General features: G+C 40.4%; 16 protein-coding genes. All 16 read left to right on the forward strand.

What is annotated here, in order from left to right:
* Window positions 1–25 precede the first annotated feature (25 nt).
* The 16 genes from veg to V7127_RS17980 all read left to right on the forward strand — a co-directional run bounded on the left by veg (window position 26) and on the right by V7127_RS17980 (window position 16,411).
* Entirely contained in the window at window positions 26–289 is a 264-nt protein-coding gene (gene veg, locus V7127_RS17905) for a biofilm formation stimulator Veg (protein WP_057776771.1), read from the forward strand.
* Between the two features lie 134 nt (window positions 290–423).
* Window positions 424–600 carry a small, acid-soluble spore protein, alpha/beta type gene (locus V7127_RS17910; protein ID WP_335345289.1) on the forward strand — a complete coding sequence of 59 codons (177 nt, stop codon included), beginning with the start codon at window positions 424–426 and terminating at the stop codon, window positions 598–600.
* 224 nt (window positions 601–824) lie between these two features.
* Entirely contained in the window at window positions 825–1,694 is an 870-nt protein-coding gene (ispE, locus tag V7127_RS17915) for a 4-(cytidine 5'-diphospho)-2-C-methyl-D-erythritol kinase (protein ID WP_335354031.1), read from the forward strand.
* Window positions 1,695–1,749: 55 nt separating this feature from the next.
* On the forward strand, window positions 1,750–2,568 hold the full coding sequence (gene purR, locus V7127_RS17920; protein ID WP_335345275.1) for a pur operon repressor: 819 nt from the start codon (window positions 1,750–1,752) through the stop codon (window positions 2,566–2,568).
* Window positions 2,569–2,603: 35 nt separating this feature from the next.
* Complete coding sequence (locus V7127_RS17925) at window positions 2,604–2,978, forward strand: RidA family protein (RefSeq protein ID WP_335345276.1); 375 nt, start codon at window positions 2,604–2,606, stop codon at window positions 2,976–2,978.
* A 258-nt stretch (window positions 2,979–3,236) separates the two neighbouring features.
* Window positions 3,237–3,527, forward strand: coding sequence for a septation regulator SpoVG (spoVG, locus tag V7127_RS17930; RefSeq protein WP_053479353.1), 291 nt, complete (start codon window positions 3,237–3,239; stop codon window positions 3,525–3,527).
* A gap of 441 nt (window positions 3,528–3,968) precedes the next feature.
* Window positions 3,969–5,342 (forward strand): bifunctional UDP-N-acetylglucosamine diphosphorylase/glucosamine-1-phosphate N-acetyltransferase GlmU, encoded by a 1,374-nt coding sequence (gene glmU / locus V7127_RS17935; protein ID WP_335354021.1) that lies wholly within the window; start codon window positions 3,969–3,971, stop codon window positions 5,340–5,342.
* A gap of 18 nt (window positions 5,343–5,360) precedes the next feature.
* Entirely contained in the window at window positions 5,361–6,317 is a 957-nt protein-coding gene (locus V7127_RS17940) for a ribose-phosphate diphosphokinase (protein WP_335345278.1), read from the forward strand.
* 162 nt (window positions 6,318–6,479) lie between these two features.
* The gene (locus V7127_RS17945) at window positions 6,480–7,112 is read left to right on the forward strand and encodes a 50S ribosomal protein L25/general stress protein Ctc (RefSeq protein WP_335345279.1); all 633 of its coding nucleotides are present in this window, start codon (window positions 6,480–6,482) and stop codon (window positions 7,110–7,112) included.
* Between the two features lie 116 nt (window positions 7,113–7,228).
* On the forward strand, window positions 7,229–7,789 hold the full coding sequence (gene pth, locus V7127_RS17950) for an aminoacyl-tRNA hydrolase (protein ID WP_335345280.1): 561 nt from the start codon (window positions 7,229–7,231) through the stop codon (window positions 7,787–7,789).
* A 135-nt stretch (window positions 7,790–7,924) separates the two neighbouring features.
* A complete protein-coding gene (locus V7127_RS17955) occupies window positions 7,925–8,155 on the forward strand; it encodes an anti-sigma-F factor Fin family protein (RefSeq protein ID WP_315666815.1) in 231 nt (76 codons plus the stop codon).
* 165 nt (window positions 8,156–8,320) lie between these two features.
* Window positions 8,321–11,854, forward strand: coding sequence for a transcription-repair coupling factor (gene mfd, locus V7127_RS17960; protein ID WP_335488363.1), 3,534 nt, complete (start codon window positions 8,321–8,323; stop codon window positions 11,852–11,854).
* Window positions 11,855–12,281: 427 nt separating this feature from the next.
* On the forward strand, window positions 12,282–12,818 hold the full coding sequence (spoVT, locus tag V7127_RS17965) for a stage V sporulation protein T (protein ID WP_335488365.1): 537 nt from the start codon (window positions 12,282–12,284) through the stop codon (window positions 12,816–12,818).
* Window positions 12,819–13,063: 245 nt separating this feature from the next.
* A complete protein-coding gene (locus V7127_RS17970; RefSeq protein WP_335488368.1) occupies window positions 13,064–14,671 on the forward strand; it encodes a putative polysaccharide biosynthesis protein in 1,608 nt (535 codons plus the stop codon).
* 8 nt (window positions 14,672–14,679) lie between these two features.
* The gene (gene mazG / locus V7127_RS17975) at window positions 14,680–16,158 is read left to right on the forward strand and encodes a nucleoside triphosphate pyrophosphohydrolase (protein WP_335488371.1); all 1,479 of its coding nucleotides are present in this window, start codon (window positions 14,680–14,682) and stop codon (window positions 16,156–16,158) included.
* Window positions 16,145–16,411, forward strand: a complete 267-nt coding sequence (locus V7127_RS17980) for an RNA-binding S4 domain-containing protein (RefSeq protein WP_335345285.1) — start codon at window positions 16,145–16,147, stop codon at window positions 16,409–16,411. Before mazG ends, V7127_RS17980 begins: the two co-directional genes overlap by 14 nt.
* Window positions 16,412–16,552: the final 141 nt, after the last annotated feature.

The following is a 16,552-nucleotide window of genomic DNA, read 5'->3' on the forward strand; positions in this document are numbered from 1 at the left end:
TACTTAACATAGTGAGGTGGAACGAATGGCAAAAACATTATTGGATATCAAAAAAGCTCTTGATTCAAACCTTGGGAAAAGATTATTGCTCAAGGCTAATGGTGGAAGAAGGAAGACGATTGAGCGTTCAGGTGTTTTAGCAGAAACGTACCCTTCTGTATTTGTGATTGAGCTGGATCAGGATGAAAATGCGTTTGAACGTGTATCCTACAGCTACGCAGATGTTCTAACAGAAACTGTTCAAATTACATTCTACGAAGATACAACAGGACGAGTTGCTTTAAATTAATATAAATTTTTTTTGCTTCAAAGCGGCGAACGAATGTTTGTCGCTGTTTTTTTGTAAAAAAACGATTTAACTCTTATGAATAAACATTGAACGTTCATACTATAATTACCGCAGTGTGAAAGGAGATGTTAATCATAGGCAGGCGAAAAGGGATTATGACAGAAGGCTTTAAAGAGGAGCTAGCAAAGGAACTTGGCTTTTATGATGTTGTGCAAAGAGAAGGCTGGGGCGGTATTAAAGCGAAGGATGCTGGAAATATGGTTAAACGAGCAGTTGAAATTGCACAGCAAAGCCTAAAGAATAATCGGTAACCTTTTGAAGCTTAACATAAACTGTATATAAAACAGATCGTGATTAATAGCGAAATGGATTTACTGCGGTGTGCCGGGGCTAATGCTCCGGCACTTTTTTATAGAAATTTAGACAAAAAGAACAACTTTTTATGAAGAAAGTCTAATCAGGACGTCTTACTTTTGTTGTTTTGTGGTAAAATAGGACAAAAAATGGAGACGTTTTGTCAAAGTAGGTGAAGATGTTGAAGCTTTTAGTAAAGGCACCGGCTAAAATTAATTTATCTTTGGATGTCTTGCATAAACGTGTGGACGGCTATCATGAAGTTGAAATGATAATGACAACCATTGATCTAGCCGATCGCCTTGAATTAACTTTATTAGAGCAAGAGGATATCAAGATCATTTCCCATAACCGTTTTGTACCGGATGATCAGCGAAATCTTGCTTACCAAGCGGCACTTCTTTTAAAAGAGCGGTTTCAGGTGAAAAAGGGAGTCGCCATTACAATTGAAAAAGCCATCCCAGTCGCTGCAGGGCTTGCTGGAGGGAGCAGTGATGCTGCTGCTGTATTAAGAGGGCTGAATAAGCTATGGGATCTTGGATTAAGTTTAGATGAACTCGCTGTGATTGGAGCGGAAATTGGCTCGGATGTTTCATTCTGCGTTTACGGAGGAACGGCCCTTGCTACTGGAAGAGGGGAAGTAATTAAAGAACTTCCTGCCGCGCCGACTTGCTGGGTCATACTGGCTAAACCCTTTATCGGGGTGTCAACAGCAGATGTGTATCGAAGACTTCAATTAGATGGAGTGAATCATCCGAAAACAAAAGAAATGATTCAGGCAATAGAAGCCGGAAGTTATGAACAGGTTTGCGGTCTAGTTGGAAATGTGCTAGAAGACGTTACCTTCCGGCTGCATCCTGAGGTAGCACAAATTAAAGAGCAAATAAGAAGATTTGGTGCAGATGCTGTTTTGATGAGCGGCAGTGGGCCGACTGTATTCGGACTTGTTCGCCATGACTCTAGAATGCAGCGAATTTATAATGGTTTGAGAGGCTTCTGTGATCAGGTATTCGCAGTAAGAATGCTTGGAGAACGACATAGACTTGATTAAATCCGGATAATGGTGATATATTAACAATAAAATATTCGGATTTGGGGGTCCTATGATGAAGTTTCGTCGAAGTGAGCGTTTAATTGATATGACGAATTATTTATTAGAACATCCAAGACAATTGGTTTCATTAACTTATTTCTCAGAAAGATATAAATCAGCTAAGTCCTCCATCAGTGAAGATTTAGCGATTATTAAGGATACATTTGAACAACGGGGAATTGGAACGTTACAAACGGTTCCGGGTGCAGCAGGCGGTGTGAAATTTCATGTCAAAGTATCGAATGAGGAAGCAAAATCATTCATATCGGAGCTTTGTGAGTTAATTGCCAGTCCTGATCGGTTATTACCTGGTGGCTATTTATACATGACAGATATAATAGGAAATCCTTCTATTGTGAATCGGGTCGGGCGTTTATTTGCTTCTGCTTTTGAGGAAACACCCATTGATGTTGTCATGACTGTAGCAACGAAGGGAATTTCTTTAGCTTATGCAGTAGCCAATTATTTAAATGTCCCTGTTGTCATCGTTAGAAAGGACAGTAAAGTCACAGAAGGCTCAACGGTCAGTATTAATTATGTATCTGGCTCATCCAGAAGATTATCAACGATGATGCTTTCAAAGAGAAGCTTGGCAGAAGGTTCTAGAGTGCTTATTGTCGATGACTTCATGAGGGGTGGAGGCACCATCAATGGAATGGTCAGCATGCTTGAGGAATTTAAAGCCAGTGTAGCAGGCATAGCTGTTTTAGTGGAAGCAGAAAAGTCAGAGGAACGTCTCGTGGATGAATATTTATCTCTCCTGCGATTATCAGATGTTGATGAAAAGGAAAAGAAGATCAATGTGAATGAAGGTAATTATTTTAAAAAATAAATGATTATCAAATTATATTTGAGGGGGATACAAATATGAAATATGTTCAAACTGCAAGTGCACCAGCCGCAATTGGTCCGTATTCACAAGGAATCATCGTAAACAACTTATTTTACAGCTCAGGTCAAATTCCGTTAACGGCTGAGGGTGTCCTAGTGGAAGGAGACGTTATCGCTCAGACTCATCAAGTGTTCAAAAATCTGCAGGCTGTACTTGAGGAGGCAGGCGCGTCTTTAGAAACAGTCGTGAAGGCAACCGTATTTATTAAAAATATGGACGACTTTGGTGCAATTAATGAAGTATACGGAGAATACTTCCATACCCATAAGCCTGCACGCTCTTGTGTAGAAGTTGCCCGATTGCCTAAGGATGTTTTAGTAGAAATCGAAGTAGTAGCTCTTGTAAAATAGCAGGTAAAATAAAAAACAAGCTCGTTGAATTCGCGAGCTTGTTTTTTTATAGGTATAAAGCTTCGTAGTTCAGATATTTTTACTATTTATTGTATAATTTTTGGTAGAATAGTCACAATGGATATGGGGTAATAAATAGAACTTCATCATTTGGAATAAAAGATTCTAAAAATTTTTTCGATTCAAGCAGGAAAAACTGAGTATATGTGGAATTAAATAGAGTAAGATGTGTATCTTTTAGCAAAGGTGGTGAACAGAATGGAAGTAACTGACGTAAGATTGCGCCGCGTTAATACAGATGGCCGTATGAGGGCGATTGCCTCTATTACTTTAGATCATGAATTTGTTGTTCACGATATTCGAGTAATTGATGGGAATAATGGATTATTTGTTGCAATGCCTAGCAAACGTACTCCGGATGGCGAGTTTAGGGATATTGCTCACCCTATTAACTCAGGAACACGGGGGAAAATCCAAGAGGCTGTATTATCAGAATACCACCGTTTAGGTGAATTAGAAGTTGAATTTGAAGAAGCAGGAGCTTCCTAATAATAAACAACTAGAGCCTACTTCATAAGTAAGGCTCTTTTTTGTTATTCGATTGTGTATAGCACTCCTCTTCTAATTCCCCATTACTCTTCATTTCAAACCTATCATTTTTATGAAAAAGCTCTGCGATTATGCTGTTTTACCCACCTTCCTTCCTTCAAATGGAAATAATTCAATCATTATCATGTAAAAAATATGTAGTTTTTTGTCATTCCTTGAAATATGACCGTTTATAAGATATATTTTTAATGGACAAAAAGGTTGTAAGAAAGAAAAATGCGGATGGAATTAACATCTAATATATTCGTAAATAAGTGAGTGAACCAATATAATGATAAAGGAGTATTGGGGCTTCACGCTGCCTTAATTTGTTCTGAAGGCGCTTGCGCTTTTCTAGAAATGGGCGATATTATATATTTCACTTGAAATGGGGGCCTGTCTGTGTATAATCGTTATGCGGTCATTTTAGCCGCGGGCCAAGGGACGAGAATGAAGTCTAAGCTTTATAAAGTCCTGCATCCTGTGTGTGGAAAGCCGATGGTTCAACATGTGGTTGATCAAGTTTCAAAGCTTAATATAGAGGAAATTGTAACGATCATTGGTCATGGGGCGGAATTGGTACAGGCACAACTCGGTGATAACATTAAGTATGCACTGCAGAAGGAACAGCTAGGTACGGCTCATGCTGTCATGCAGGCAAAGGAAATGCTTGATGGGAAAGAAGGCGTTACGATTGTCGTTTGTGGAGATACTCCGCTTATCGCACATGAAACAATGGAGGCACTCTATAAACACCACGAGGACAAAGGCGCTAAAGCAACGGTACTGACTGCTTGGGCCGACAATCCTGCTGGCTATGGACGCATCGTCCGAAATGAAAGCGGACATGTCGAGAAGATAGTCGAGCATAAAGACGCGACAGAAGAAGAACGAAAGATTCAAGAGATCAATACGGGTACTTATTGTTTTGATAATCAAGCTTTATTTCAAGCCTTAAGCCTGGTAAGCAATGATAATGTCCAGGGCGAATATTATTTGCCGGATGTGATTGAGATTTTGAAAAATGAAGGAGCCCCTATTGCAGCTTTCCAAACCGCTGAATTTGAGGAGACTCTTGGTGTGAATGACAGGGTTGCTCTTTCTGAGGCGGAACGATTGATGAGAAAGAGAATAAATGAGTTCCACATGCGAAATGGCGTGTCAATCATTGATCCATCCAATACGTATATTGATTCCGATATATCGATAGGAATGGATACGATCATATACCCTGGCACGATTCTTTCTGGCAAAACAGCGATCGGATCTAATTGTGTCATTGGTCCTCATAGTGAGATTTCAGATTGTACGGTTGGTGATCATACCACGATCCGGCAATCTGCAGCTTTTGACAGTCAAATTGGTTCTGATGTCCAAATTGGGCCATTTGCTCATATCCGTCCGAAATCTGACATTCATGGGCATGTGAAAATTGGAAACTTTGTTGAAGTGAAAAAAGCTGTTTTCGGTGAAGGAAGCAAGGCATCTCATTTAAGCTATATAGGGGATGCTGAAGTCGGCCGCGATGTAAATATTGGTTGCGGCACGATTACAGTCAACTACGATGGGAAAAATAAATTCCTGACGAAGATAGAAGATGGAGTTTTCGTAGGCTGCAATTCTAATCTCGTGGCACCAGTAACCATTGGGGAAAATGCCTATGTTGCAGCGGGCTCAACGATAACAGAGGATGTTCCTGGAGGGGCTTTATCCATCGCAAGGGCGCGTCAAGTAAATAAAGAGAATTATGCAGAAAAACTAAACGGCAAGAAATAATTCAGGTGGAGGCTTAACATGTCTAATCAATATTTAGATCCAAATTTAAAGGTTTTTAGTCTTAATTCTAACCGTGAATTGGCAAAAGAAATTGCTAATGTTATCGGAGTAGAGCTTGGAAAATGTTCAGTGCAGCGTTTTAGCGATGGAGAAATTACAATTAATATCGAAGAAAGCATTCGTGGATGTGATGTTTATGTGATTCAATCTACAAGCTCTCCAGTGAATGAACATTTAATGGAGCTCCTCATTATGATTGATGCCCTAAAACGTGCATCGGCAAAAACGATTAATATTGTTATGCCTTATTATGGGTATGCACGTCAAGATCGTAAAGCTAGAGCCCGTGAACCAATTACGGCAAAGCTTGTCGCAAACTTACTTGAAACAGCAGGTGCAACACGTGTTATTACACTTGACTTGCATGCTCCGCAAATTCAAGGTTTCTTCGACATTCCAATTGATCATTTAATGGGTGTTCCGATTCTTTCTGATTACTTTAAAGATAAAGCTATGAATAACGATGTTGTTATCGTATCACCAGACCATGGCGGTGTAACCAGAGCAAGAAAGCTTGCTGAACGATTAAAAGCTCCGATTGCCATTATTGATAAGCGCCGTCCGAAGCCGAATGTAGCGGAAATTATGAATATTGTTGGACATATTGATGGAAAAGTAGCTATCTTGATTGATGATATTATTGATACTGCTGGAACGATCACATTAGCTGCAAATGCACTTGTTGAACATGGTGCGTCTGAAGTGTATGCATGCTGTACACATCCAGTATTATCAGGCCCGGCCATTGAGAGAATCCAAAACTCCTCAATTAAAGAGTTAGTTGTGACGAATTCAATCGCCCTTCCAGAAGAAAAGAGAACGGAGAAAATAGTTCAGCTTTCAGTTGCGCCTCTTATTGGAGAAGCAATCATCCGTGTACATGAGGAGCAATCTGTAAGCACACTATTTGATTGATTTAAATATTATTAACAATAGACAGGCATGCTAAATAGCATGCCTGTCTTTATTTGCTCCACAATGTTATACTAAATATTGTTAGAAGGTTTAGACTCCCCCCATTTAGGGCATTTTTTATATAGAGTCTTGATTAATGTAATAAGGAAAGGGGACCTACTTATGACAACTGTTTTACAAGCAAAGGAAAGAAAGGAATTTCGCGGCTCGGTCTTAACGCGTATTCGACAAGAAGGGAATATTCCTGCTGTGGTCTATGGGGCCAAGATTGAAAGTCAATCGATTTATTTTAATGAGAAGGATTTCACGAAAGTAATCCGTCAAGTGGGCAGGAATGGCGTCATTTCATTGGATTTAAGCGGTAAGAAGCATAATGTAGTGTTAAGTGACTATCAGGCAGACCCGATAAAAAATGAGATTATTCATGTTGACTTTCTTGCAGTAGATATGAACCAAGAAATAACTGCTAATGTCCGTATTGCTCTTACTGGAGATGCAGCAGGAGTGAAGGACGGTGGTGTTATGCAGCAGGCTTTACATGAAGTTTCTGTTACAGCTACGCCGGATAACATCCCTCAATCTGTTGATGTCGATGTAACTAGTCTTCAGGTTAATGAAACGTTAACAATTGGTGATATAAAAACAAACCTCAACTATGAGATCAATAATGAGGAAGAGGAAGTCATTGCTTCTATTCTTCCGCCTAGACAAGAAGAAGAAATTCATAGCGGTGAACAGCAGGCTGGTGGAACTCCGGAAAATGAAGAAGGCAGAGAAACTAAGGCTAGTGAATAATAAAGGTTAAAATAGATGAGTTCCTTGCAATGAATAAGGGGCTGACCCGAAAAATGATTGGTCAGCCCTATTTTCACGTTCAGTGCTCTGCGCTTTTTATAATAAGAGGTGGAATCATGAAACTAATAGTAGGGCTAGGGAACCCTGGGAAGCAGTATGAGAAAACAAGGCATAATATTGGTTTTGAGGTCATTGATGCACTTTCAGAGAAGTTTAATATCCCTCTTGACCAGGCGAAATTCCAGGGGGTTTATGGAGTGGGCCATGTAAATGGGGAAAAGGTATATTTATTAAAGCCGCTTACATATATGAACCTTTCAGGTGAATCTATTGTTCCGTTAATGGATTATTTCGAAATTGACAATGATGAGCTTGTAGTTATCTATGATGATCTAGATCTCCCGGTTGGGAAGATCCGGTTAAGGCAAAAGGGCAGTGCTGGAGGGCATAATGGAATCAAGTCCACCATCGCACATTTGGGTACACAAGAGTTTAACAGAATAAGAGTTGGAATTGACAGGCCGTCGAGCGGGATGAAAGTGTCTGACTATGTGTTAGGGCGCTTTTCAAAAGAAGAGCAGGAGCAAATGGGTGAAGTCATCAAAAGATGTTCAGATGCCTGTGAGGAATGGATCTCTAAGCCGTTTTTACAAATCATGAATGAATTTAATCAATAATTCCTCATATATCTCTACTTTTTTCATAAGATAGTATATCATTCTTATTATGCTGTATAAGCTATTGCCGAATGAATAAGTTCCTTTAGAAACGATCATACTATTGATACTGAGTGTATAATAGGAGGAACAGGCATGGCTATACATTATCATTGCCGCCATTGTGGAGTGGAGATTGGTACGATAGAAGATACCGACATCCACACGGAGCAATTAGGCTTTCATTTATTAAATCATGAGGAACGTCAAGAGATGATTGCGTACGATATGGCGGGCAATCTTCAGGTAAAGGCAATTTGCGAGGATTGTCATGAATTACTACAGAGAAATCCGGAATACCATCAGCATGATTTTCTAATTCAATAACAGGCTTTGGACATCCATCCAAAGCATTTTTCTATTTAATTCAAAAATGCGGAGAACGCTTTGAATAAAAAAGGAACGCAGACTAAGAACGCCACGTCCTGTGGCAACGTCTGCAAGACCCGCATCCACGGGCCTCATTCTTCTTAAGAAAGGGAGGGTAGTCATATGAAAGGACTCAAGAATATGATTAGTGGGCAAGATGATCTGCAATCCGTCTTGTCTGGAATTAAGGAAGGGCTTAAGGAGCAGTTAATATCAGGCTTATCCGGTTCTGCAAGGACTTTATTTCTATCATCTGTCTATGAGCAAACACGAAGGCCGGTATTAATCATTACACATAATCTTCTGCAGGCGCAAAAGCTTTATGATGATATCGTTCATCTCGTTAAGGAATCAGAAGTGTTTTTATATCCGGCTAATGAATTAATTGCCGCTGAAATTAGTATTGCCAGCCCAGAATTAAAGGCACAGCGAATCGAAGTGTTAAATTATTGGAGTAAAAGTAAAAATGGAATATTAATTGCACCAATGGCAGCCTTAAGGAAAATTCTTCCACCAGCCTCTCTCTGGAGAAAAAGTCAGCTTACCTTAAAGATAGGAGATGAACTTCAGGAGGAGCAGCTTCTAACATTCGTCCAAATGGGCTACTCGCGTGTGAGCATGGTTTCGTCTCCCGGTGAGTTTAGTGTAAGAGGCGGAATTATTGATATCTATCCATTAACAGAATCCGATCCCATTCGAATTGAATTATTTGATACAGAAGTAGATTCTATTCGATCGTTTTCATTGGAAGATCAACGGTCCAAGGAAAAAATATCTGAAGTTACAATTGGTCCCGCAACTGAATATCCATTAACAGTTGAGCACTTTCAGAAAATGATTGAAAAGATTGAAGCGGGATTAGGCATAAGCCTAAAGAAGTTAAAGGATGAAAAAGTAAAAACATTGCTCACACAGAACATCGGATACGAGCTTGAGCAATTAAGAATGGGGAGCAAGCCTAACCAGCTATTTAAGTATCTCTCTTTTGCATATGAAAAAGAAAATAGTTTAGTAGACTATCTTCCAGAAAATGCGCTGATTTTCATCGATGAAATTAGCAGAGTTCAAGAAATGAATGACTCTCTTGAAAAGGAAGAGGCCGAGTGGTATACAAGTCTATTAGGTGAGGGGCAAATGATTCATGATGTGAAAATATCCCATAATTTAAAGGGGTTTTTACAGCAAAAGAAACAGCCGCTCATTTATTTGTCATTGTTTCTAAGACATATCCCAAATACGAATCCGCAAAATATTATTAATATTTCCTGTAAACAAATGCAAAACTTCCACGGTCAAATGAATGTCCTCAAAGGGGAAATTGAACGATGGAGAAAAGGAAATTACACGGTCATCTTTTTAGGCTCTGATGAAGAAAGAGTGAAGAAGCTTCAAAGAGTTTTGGAAGACTATGAAATCGAAGCATTCTATATCAAGAATGATCAGCCTCTCCTTTTAGGAAAGGTTCAAATTATGGCAGGTGGTTTGTTAACTGGATTCGAGCTGCCAAGCCAAAGATTTGCGGTCATTACAGAAGAAGAGCTTTTTAATAAAAGAACGAAAAAGCAGACCCGCCGTCAAAAGCTGTCTAATGCGGAACGGATTAAAAGCTATTCCGAGTTAAAAGTTGGAGATCATGTCGTTCATGTGAATCACGGGATAGGAAAATATTTAGGAATTGAAACACTTGAAATTAATGGGGTTCATAAGGATTATCTCCATATTCGTTATCACGGTACGGATAAGCTTTATGTTCCAGTCGAGCAAATTGATCTTATTCAAAAATATGTAGGCTCCGAAGCAAAGGAACCTAAATTATATAAGCTTGGCGGAAGCGATTGGAAGAGGGTTAAGAAGAAGGTTGAATCCTCTGTACAAGATATTGCAGATGACTTAATTAAGCTTTATGCAGAGCGAGAAGCATCGAAAGGACATGCTTTTAGCCCAGATGGGGAGATGCAGCGGGAATTCGAGGCAGCCTTTGCATATCAAGAAACAGAGGATCAGCTTCGTTCCATTCACGAAATTAAAAGAGATATGGAAAGAGAGCGCCCGATGGACCGGTTATTATGCGGGGATGTGGGCTATGGGAAAACAGAAGTAGCGATTCGTGCAGCCTTCAAAGCGATTGCCGATGGAAAACAAGTAGCTTTCCTTGTTCCGACAACAATTCTTGCTCAGCAGCATTACGAAACAATGAGAGAGCGCTTTCAGGATTATCCGATCGAGGTCGGCCTGCTAAGCCGATTTAAATCTAGGAAACAGCAAACAGAAACGATCAAAGGTTTAAAGGCGGGAACCATTGATGTAGTAGTCGGGACTCATCGTATTCTTTCAAAGGATATTTCGTATCGTGACCTAGGCCTGCTTATTGTCGATGAGGAACAGCGGTTTGGGGTCACACATAAGGAGAAAATAAAACAGCTGAAAACAAATGTAGATGTTCTAACATTAACGGCTACACCTATTCCTAGAACTCTTCATATGTCGATGCTCGGCGTGCGTGATTTATCGGTCATCGAAACTCCTCCGGAAAATCGTTTTCCTATACAGACCTATGTGATGGAGTATAATGGTGGAATTGTACGAGAAGCGATAGAAAGAGAGCTTGCTCGCGATGGGCAGGTTTATTTCCTTTATAACCGAGTAGAGGATATCGAACGGAAAGCAGAGGAAATTTCGATGCTTGTTCCAGACGCAAGAGTGACCTATGCCCATGGGAAAATGACCGAAAATGAGCTCGAGTCTGTTATGCTAGGTTTCCTTTCCGGCGAATATGATGTTCTTGTGAGCACGACAATCATTGAGACTGGGGTAGACATCCCCAATGTCAACACGCTCATTGTTCACGATGCCGATAAAATGGGGCTATCACAGCTTTATCAGCTGAGAGGAAGGGTTGGCCGTTCTAATAGGGTTGCCTACGCGTATTTTACCTATAGAAAAGATAAAGTATTAACCGAGGTAGCTGAGAAGCGGCTCCAGGCTATTAAAGAATTTACAGAGCTTGGCTCCGGATTCAAAATTGCCATGCGTGACCTGTCCATTAGGGGCGCGGGAAATTTATTAGGTGCTGAACAGCATGGCTTCATTGATTCTGTTGGGTTTGATTTATATTCGCAAATGCTTAAGGAAGCGATCGAAAATAGGAAAGGCAATCTGGAGCATGAGAATAAGCAGAGGCTCGAAATTGATCTAGAATTAGATGCTTATATTCCTGATTCCTATATTTCAGATGGCCATCAAAAGATTGAAATGTATAAACGCTTTAGAGGTGCTTCAAGTATAGAGGATATCGAGGAGCTTCATGATGAAATGCTCGATCGATTCGGAGAATACCCTGAAGAGGTTGCCTATTTATTCCAAGTCGCACAAATGAAGGTTCTTGGAGAGCTTGCCGGAGTGGAAACGATTAAACAGAGTAAACAAGAAATACTGATTCTGCAATCTGAAAAGGCAAGCGAACGAATAGACGGCCCGAAAATCTTTGAAATCACTAGTAAATTTGGCCGTACAGTAGGGCTTGGGATGGATGGAAAAAAACTCAAGGCTGTGCTCCATATAAAAGGAATCAAACCAAATGAATGGTTAAAAATAGCCTTTGAAGTGGTACAAGGGATGAAGGATTCCGTTAAAGAACAGCATAGTCAGGCATTATAAATTCTAATGCCCCTTAAATAAATAAGCAGAGCAAAAGCCCTAAAAGCTTTCAAATATGTTTACTCATGGAAAACGAAGGGTATTTCTTTAGAAAAACCACCAAAGTTCATCTAAGTACAGAAAACGATCCAGATGATTTTTCCGAGTTTTAATGGAAAGATAAACTCGAGAAAAAATAATTGAACGTGTATAGAACTTTCCATATGAAAGATACTAAGTTCAAACATGGCGATGTATTCAATTTCTCCCAATTTTGAATCATGGCCAGATAAGAAAAGCTGAAAATTGCGCGCTTTCAGTGCGGGACTCCAACCTTGGGCATTATACTTTAGTACAATGCGCCAGAAGTCGGACATCTGTCTGAATTTGGAAAATCCTTTTTCTTATTTCTATAAAAAATCATCAGATGAAAGTGAGGCAACATTGGATGAAAGCAACTGGTATTGTTCGTCGAATCGATGATTTAGGGCGTGTGGTTATTCCTAAGGAAATTCGCAGAACGCTGCGTATTCGTGAAGGAGACCCATTAGAAATTTTCGTTGACCGTGATGGAGAGGTCATTTTGAAGAAGTACTCACCGATCAGTGAACTAAGCGACTTTGCAAAAGAGTATGCGGAGGCACTGTTTGACAGCTTAGGAAACCCAGTATTAATTTGTGACAGAGATACATATATCACTGTTGCAGGGGGATCCAAGAAGGAATACTTAAACAAAAACATTAGTGAATTAGTAGAGAAGACGATGGAGGACCGCAGTTCCGTTCTCATTAATCAGTCGGGTGATTTCTCTCTCGTTGATGGTCATACTGAAGCCATTTCTTCCTACACCATTGGACCAATCATTGCAAATGGAGATCCAATTGGTGCTGTGATCATCTATGCTAAAGAAGATACGTTAGGAGAAGTTGAGCAAAAGGCTGTAGAAACAGCTGCAGGATTTCTGGCAAGACAAATGGAATCATAAGGTGAAACTTCCATCAGTGGGCCTCCATATAATTGGGGGCCCACTGATGGTTTTTAGGGTTGGCTGCCCTTTAAATTAATTAACTGTTATATATGTGCTCCTGCGCCATAGTATATTCGGGGAAGCGTTGTACAGCTCGTCGCATGGCAGCACGAGGTAAATTCAATGAAGTGACTCATGGGGGCAATTAAGTAAGCAGCCATGTTATAATACTTTCGAATGTAAGATTTGGAAGGAGAGGGGCAATGGGTCCCGAGAAAAAAGCTATAGAATTATTTAAAGGGGCTTTCATTTTAACTTTTGCCGCATTAATCGTAAAAATATTAAGCGCCGTCTACCGCGTACCGTTTCAAAATATTGTGGGAGATGTTGGTTTTTATATTTATCAGCAAGTTTATCCGTTTTATGGAGTTGCCCTTGCTTTATCTACATATGGTTTTCCGGTTGTGATTTCTAAGCTTTACACGGAGCTTTCGAGCAAGAAGGGGAAAAATGGGGTACAGCATCTATTTATCACGTCTGCCCTAATATTATTTATAATCGGATTTATTTGTTTTGCTTTTCTTTTCTGGGGCGCGGGTTGGCTGGCGGCTCAAATGAAGGATCCCAAGCTTGTGATTTTACTGAAAGTCATTTCAGTCACGTTTTTAATTTTCCCTGTAGTTGCATTGCTAAGAGGCTTTTACCAAGGGAGAGGGAATATGGTTCCTACAGCCATATCCCAAGTGGTCGAGCAATTAATAAGAGTGATCACGATCTTCTTAGCCGCTTTTTTGCTGACAAGTAAGGGATATAGCTTGTACTTTGTAGGAGGAGGAGCGGCGTTCGGCTCTGTAACAGGCGGAATCGCAGCCATTATTGTTCTTATCACATTTTATTGGATAGGAAGACGTAAATCTCATCTTCCTTTAGCAAAATTTGATATTCAAAAAAACATACAAATAGCTAGGGCTCTTTTGGTACAGGGATTTGCTATATGCGTAAGCAGCTTGCTCCTTGTGTTTTTGCAAATGGCAGATTCTTTAAATCTATATTCGATGCTTATTTCTTCAGGAGTAGATACTCATGAGGCGAAAGAGCTTAAGGGAATTTATGATCGAGGTCAGCCGCTTATTCAGGTAGGGATGGTGGTTGCCACTTCCATGTCATTATCATTAGTTCCGATTATTACAAGTGAAAAATTAAGGTCAAATTTTGCATTTATGCATGATAACATTCGGCTGGCGCTTAAAATCGCCTTGTTTGTAGGCGTTGCCGCAACAATCGGCTTATGGAGTATTATTCGCCCAACAAATATTATGCTGTTTGAAAACAGCGAGGGTTCAGATGTTTTAGGAGTTTTGAGCCTTATTATTTTGTTAAGCTCCATCATAATGACCGTTACCGCAATATTACAAGGCTTAGGCATTATTCTTTTTCCAGCCTTTGTTATTCTCGGCAGCTTCGTGGTGAAATATGTACTAAATGCAATACTTATTCCGCCATTAGGGACATTGGGAGCAGCGGCAGCCTCGTGTTTGACCTTAAGTTTCATTATGGTCATCTTGCTTGTTAAGCTCCGCAATCAAGTGCGGACTCGGATTTTGAACAAACGATTTATCCTGATTATTGGAATAGCTGCACTTTCTATGTTTATTGCCTTGCGGGTTTATTTATATATGACGGGTTATTTAGCCAGCTTCGAAGAGGGGCGTTTGTTTAATGGCTTTCAGGCATTAAGTGCTGTGGCTGTCGGCGGATTTATTTATCTATGGATTGTATTAAAAGGGAATACCTTTAAAGAAAAAGAGCTTTCCATGCTGCCATTTGGGAGCAAGCTGGTTTTTTTTCTGCCTAAAAGGAAAAGGAGATGAACCAATCAATGTCAAAAATCACGATTCTTGGGTTAGGTGCCGGGGATTTAGAGCAACTCCCTCTAGGAGTCTACCGTGCCCTGAAAAGCGCTTCCCCCCTATATCTGCGGACGAAAGAACATCCTGTCGTTATGGAATTGGTGAAGGAGGGGCTTGAATTCTCTTCATTTGACTCTATATATGAAAAACACGAGCAATTTCATGAAGTATATGAAGAAATTTGTTCGAGCCTGCTAGATGAAGCTTTACGCGGAGATGTTACTTATGCAGTACCAGGTCATCCGCTTGTTGCGGAACGCACTGTTCAGCTGTTGCTGGAGAGAGCGGCAGATCATGGAATAACGATAGAAATCGGCGGGGGGCAAAGCTTTCTTGATGCCTTGTTCCAGTCACTTAAAATTGATCCAATCGAGGGCTTTCAGCTGCTTGATGGAACAAGCTTGAAGAAAGATGAGCTAGAAGTGAAGCATCACATGATCATTGGGCAGGTGTATGATCAGTTTGTGGCATCTGAAGTAAAGCTTACACTAATGGATTTATTGCCTTATGATTATAATGTTTTTATTGTGACGGCCGCAGGGAGCAAGGAAGAGCAGCTTCGCAAGGTTCCTTTGTACGAATTGGATCGGGATATGGAGATAAATAATCTTACTTCTATTTATGTTCCTCCCGTAACGGATGAGGCCATTTTGTATAAAAGCTTTTCCAAGCTGCGCGAGATTATTGCCGAGCTTCGCGGGCCAAATGGCTGCCCATGGGATAAAAAACAAACGCATGAGTCATTAAAAAAGTATTTAATCGAAGAAGCGTACGAGCTTATTGAAGCGATTAATGAAGACGATATCGATCATATGGCGGAGGAACTCGGAGATGTCCTTCTGCAGGTCATGCTTCATGCGCAAATAGGGGAGGATGAAGGCTTCTTTTCCATTGAAGATGTGATTGAAGGGATTTCCGGAAAAATGGTACGCCGCCATCCGCATGTATTTGGGGATGTAACCGCTGAGACGGAAGAAGATGTATTAAGAAATTGGCAGGATATTAAGCAGGAAGAAAAGGGCCAATCGGAGGAAAAATCAATCCTTGACGGAATAAGTAAATCCCTTCCCAATTTAATGGCCGCTGCCGATATTCAGAAAAAGGCAGCAAAGGTTGGCTTTGACTGGGAGGAAGTCGGGCCTGCCTGGGAGAAAGTAAAAGAAGAGCTTCGTGAATTTGAATTAGAGGCGGAAAAAGGAAGCAAGCAAATCGTGAATGAGTTTGGTGATATCCTATTTGCTATTGTGAATATTGCACGTTTTTACCAAATTGACGCTGAAGAAGCTCTGTTTTTAACAAATCAGAAGTTCAAACGCCGCTTTGCTTTTGTAGAAAAGAAGGTAAAAGAGAGCGGAAAGCACTTTGCCGATTACCGGTTAGAGCAATTAGATGAATTCTGGGAAGAAGCAAAACGGTTGGAGAGGAGTCCAGACAATGAGATTAGATAAATTTTTGAAAGTATCCCGATTAATAAAAAGAAGAACGCTGGCAAAAGAGGTTTCCGATCAAGGGAGAATTCTTGTGAATGGCCAGCAGGCAAAGGCAAGCACTGTTGTTAAGGTCGGGGATGAGTTAGTTATACGCTTTGGGCAAAGAGTAGTCACTGTCAAAATTGACCGTATTCAAGAAACAACGAAAAAAGAAGAAGCTGCAGAAATGTATACGATTGTAAAAGAGGAAAAGGTCGGAGTCGAGGAATAAGCACTCCACTTTTCTATTTGTCTAGCTCCAGCACCTAGGGGCTCGCCGACTAAGTACGCCACGTCCTGTGGCAAAGTCGGCACTAGTACGTCCTGTACGTCGCAGGTCATAAGCCAAGTTGACAAGAAGGTAAAGACCAAC

Origin of the sequence: Bacillus sp. JJ1773, assembly GCF_036962035.1 — a bacterium.
Taxonomy (GTDB): Bacteria; Bacillota; Bacilli; order Bacillales; family Cytobacillaceae; genus Cytobacillus.

Coding starts and splice junctions, on each gene's coding strand:
- veg (WP_057776771.1), top strand. CDS start 26: ATGGCAAAAACATTATTGGATATCAAAAAAGCTCTTGATTCAAACCTT.
- purR (WP_335345275.1), top strand. CDS start 1,750: ATGAAGTTTCGTCGAAGTGAGCGTTTAATTGATATGACGAATTATTTA.
- V7127_RS17925 (WP_335345276.1), top strand. CDS start 2,604: ATGAAATATGTTCAAACTGCAAGTGCACCAGCCGCAATTGGTCCGTAT.
- spoVG (WP_053479353.1), top strand. CDS start 3,237: ATGGAAGTAACTGACGTAAGATTGCGCCGCGTTAATACAGATGGCCGT.
- V7127_RS17940 (WP_335345278.1), top strand. CDS start 5,361: ATGTCTAATCAATATTTAGATCCAAATTTAAAGGTTTTTAGTCTTAAT.
- V7127_RS17945 (WP_335345279.1), top strand. CDS start 6,480: ATGACAACTGTTTTACAAGCAAAGGAAAGAAAGGAATTTCGCGGCTCG.
- pth (WP_335345280.1), top strand. CDS start 7,229: ATGAAACTAATAGTAGGGCTAGGGAACCCTGGGAAGCAGTATGAGAAA.
- V7127_RS17955 (WP_315666815.1), top strand. CDS start 7,925: ATGGCTATACATTATCATTGCCGCCATTGTGGAGTGGAGATTGGTACG.
- mfd (WP_335488363.1), top strand. CDS start 8,321: ATGAAAGGACTCAAGAATATGATTAGTGGGCAAGATGATCTGCAATCC.
- spoVT (WP_335488365.1), top strand. CDS start 12,282: ATGAAAGCAACTGGTATTGTTCGTCGAATCGATGATTTAGGGCGTGTG.
- V7127_RS17970 (WP_335488368.1), top strand. CDS start 13,064: ATGGGTCCCGAGAAAAAAGCTATAGAATTATTTAAAGGGGCTTTCATT.
- mazG (WP_335488371.1), top strand. CDS start 14,680: ATGTCAAAAATCACGATTCTTGGGTTAGGTGCCGGGGATTTAGAGCAA.
- V7127_RS17980 (WP_335345285.1), top strand. CDS start 16,145: ATGAGATTAGATAAATTTTTGAAAGTATCCCGATTAATAAAAAGAAGA.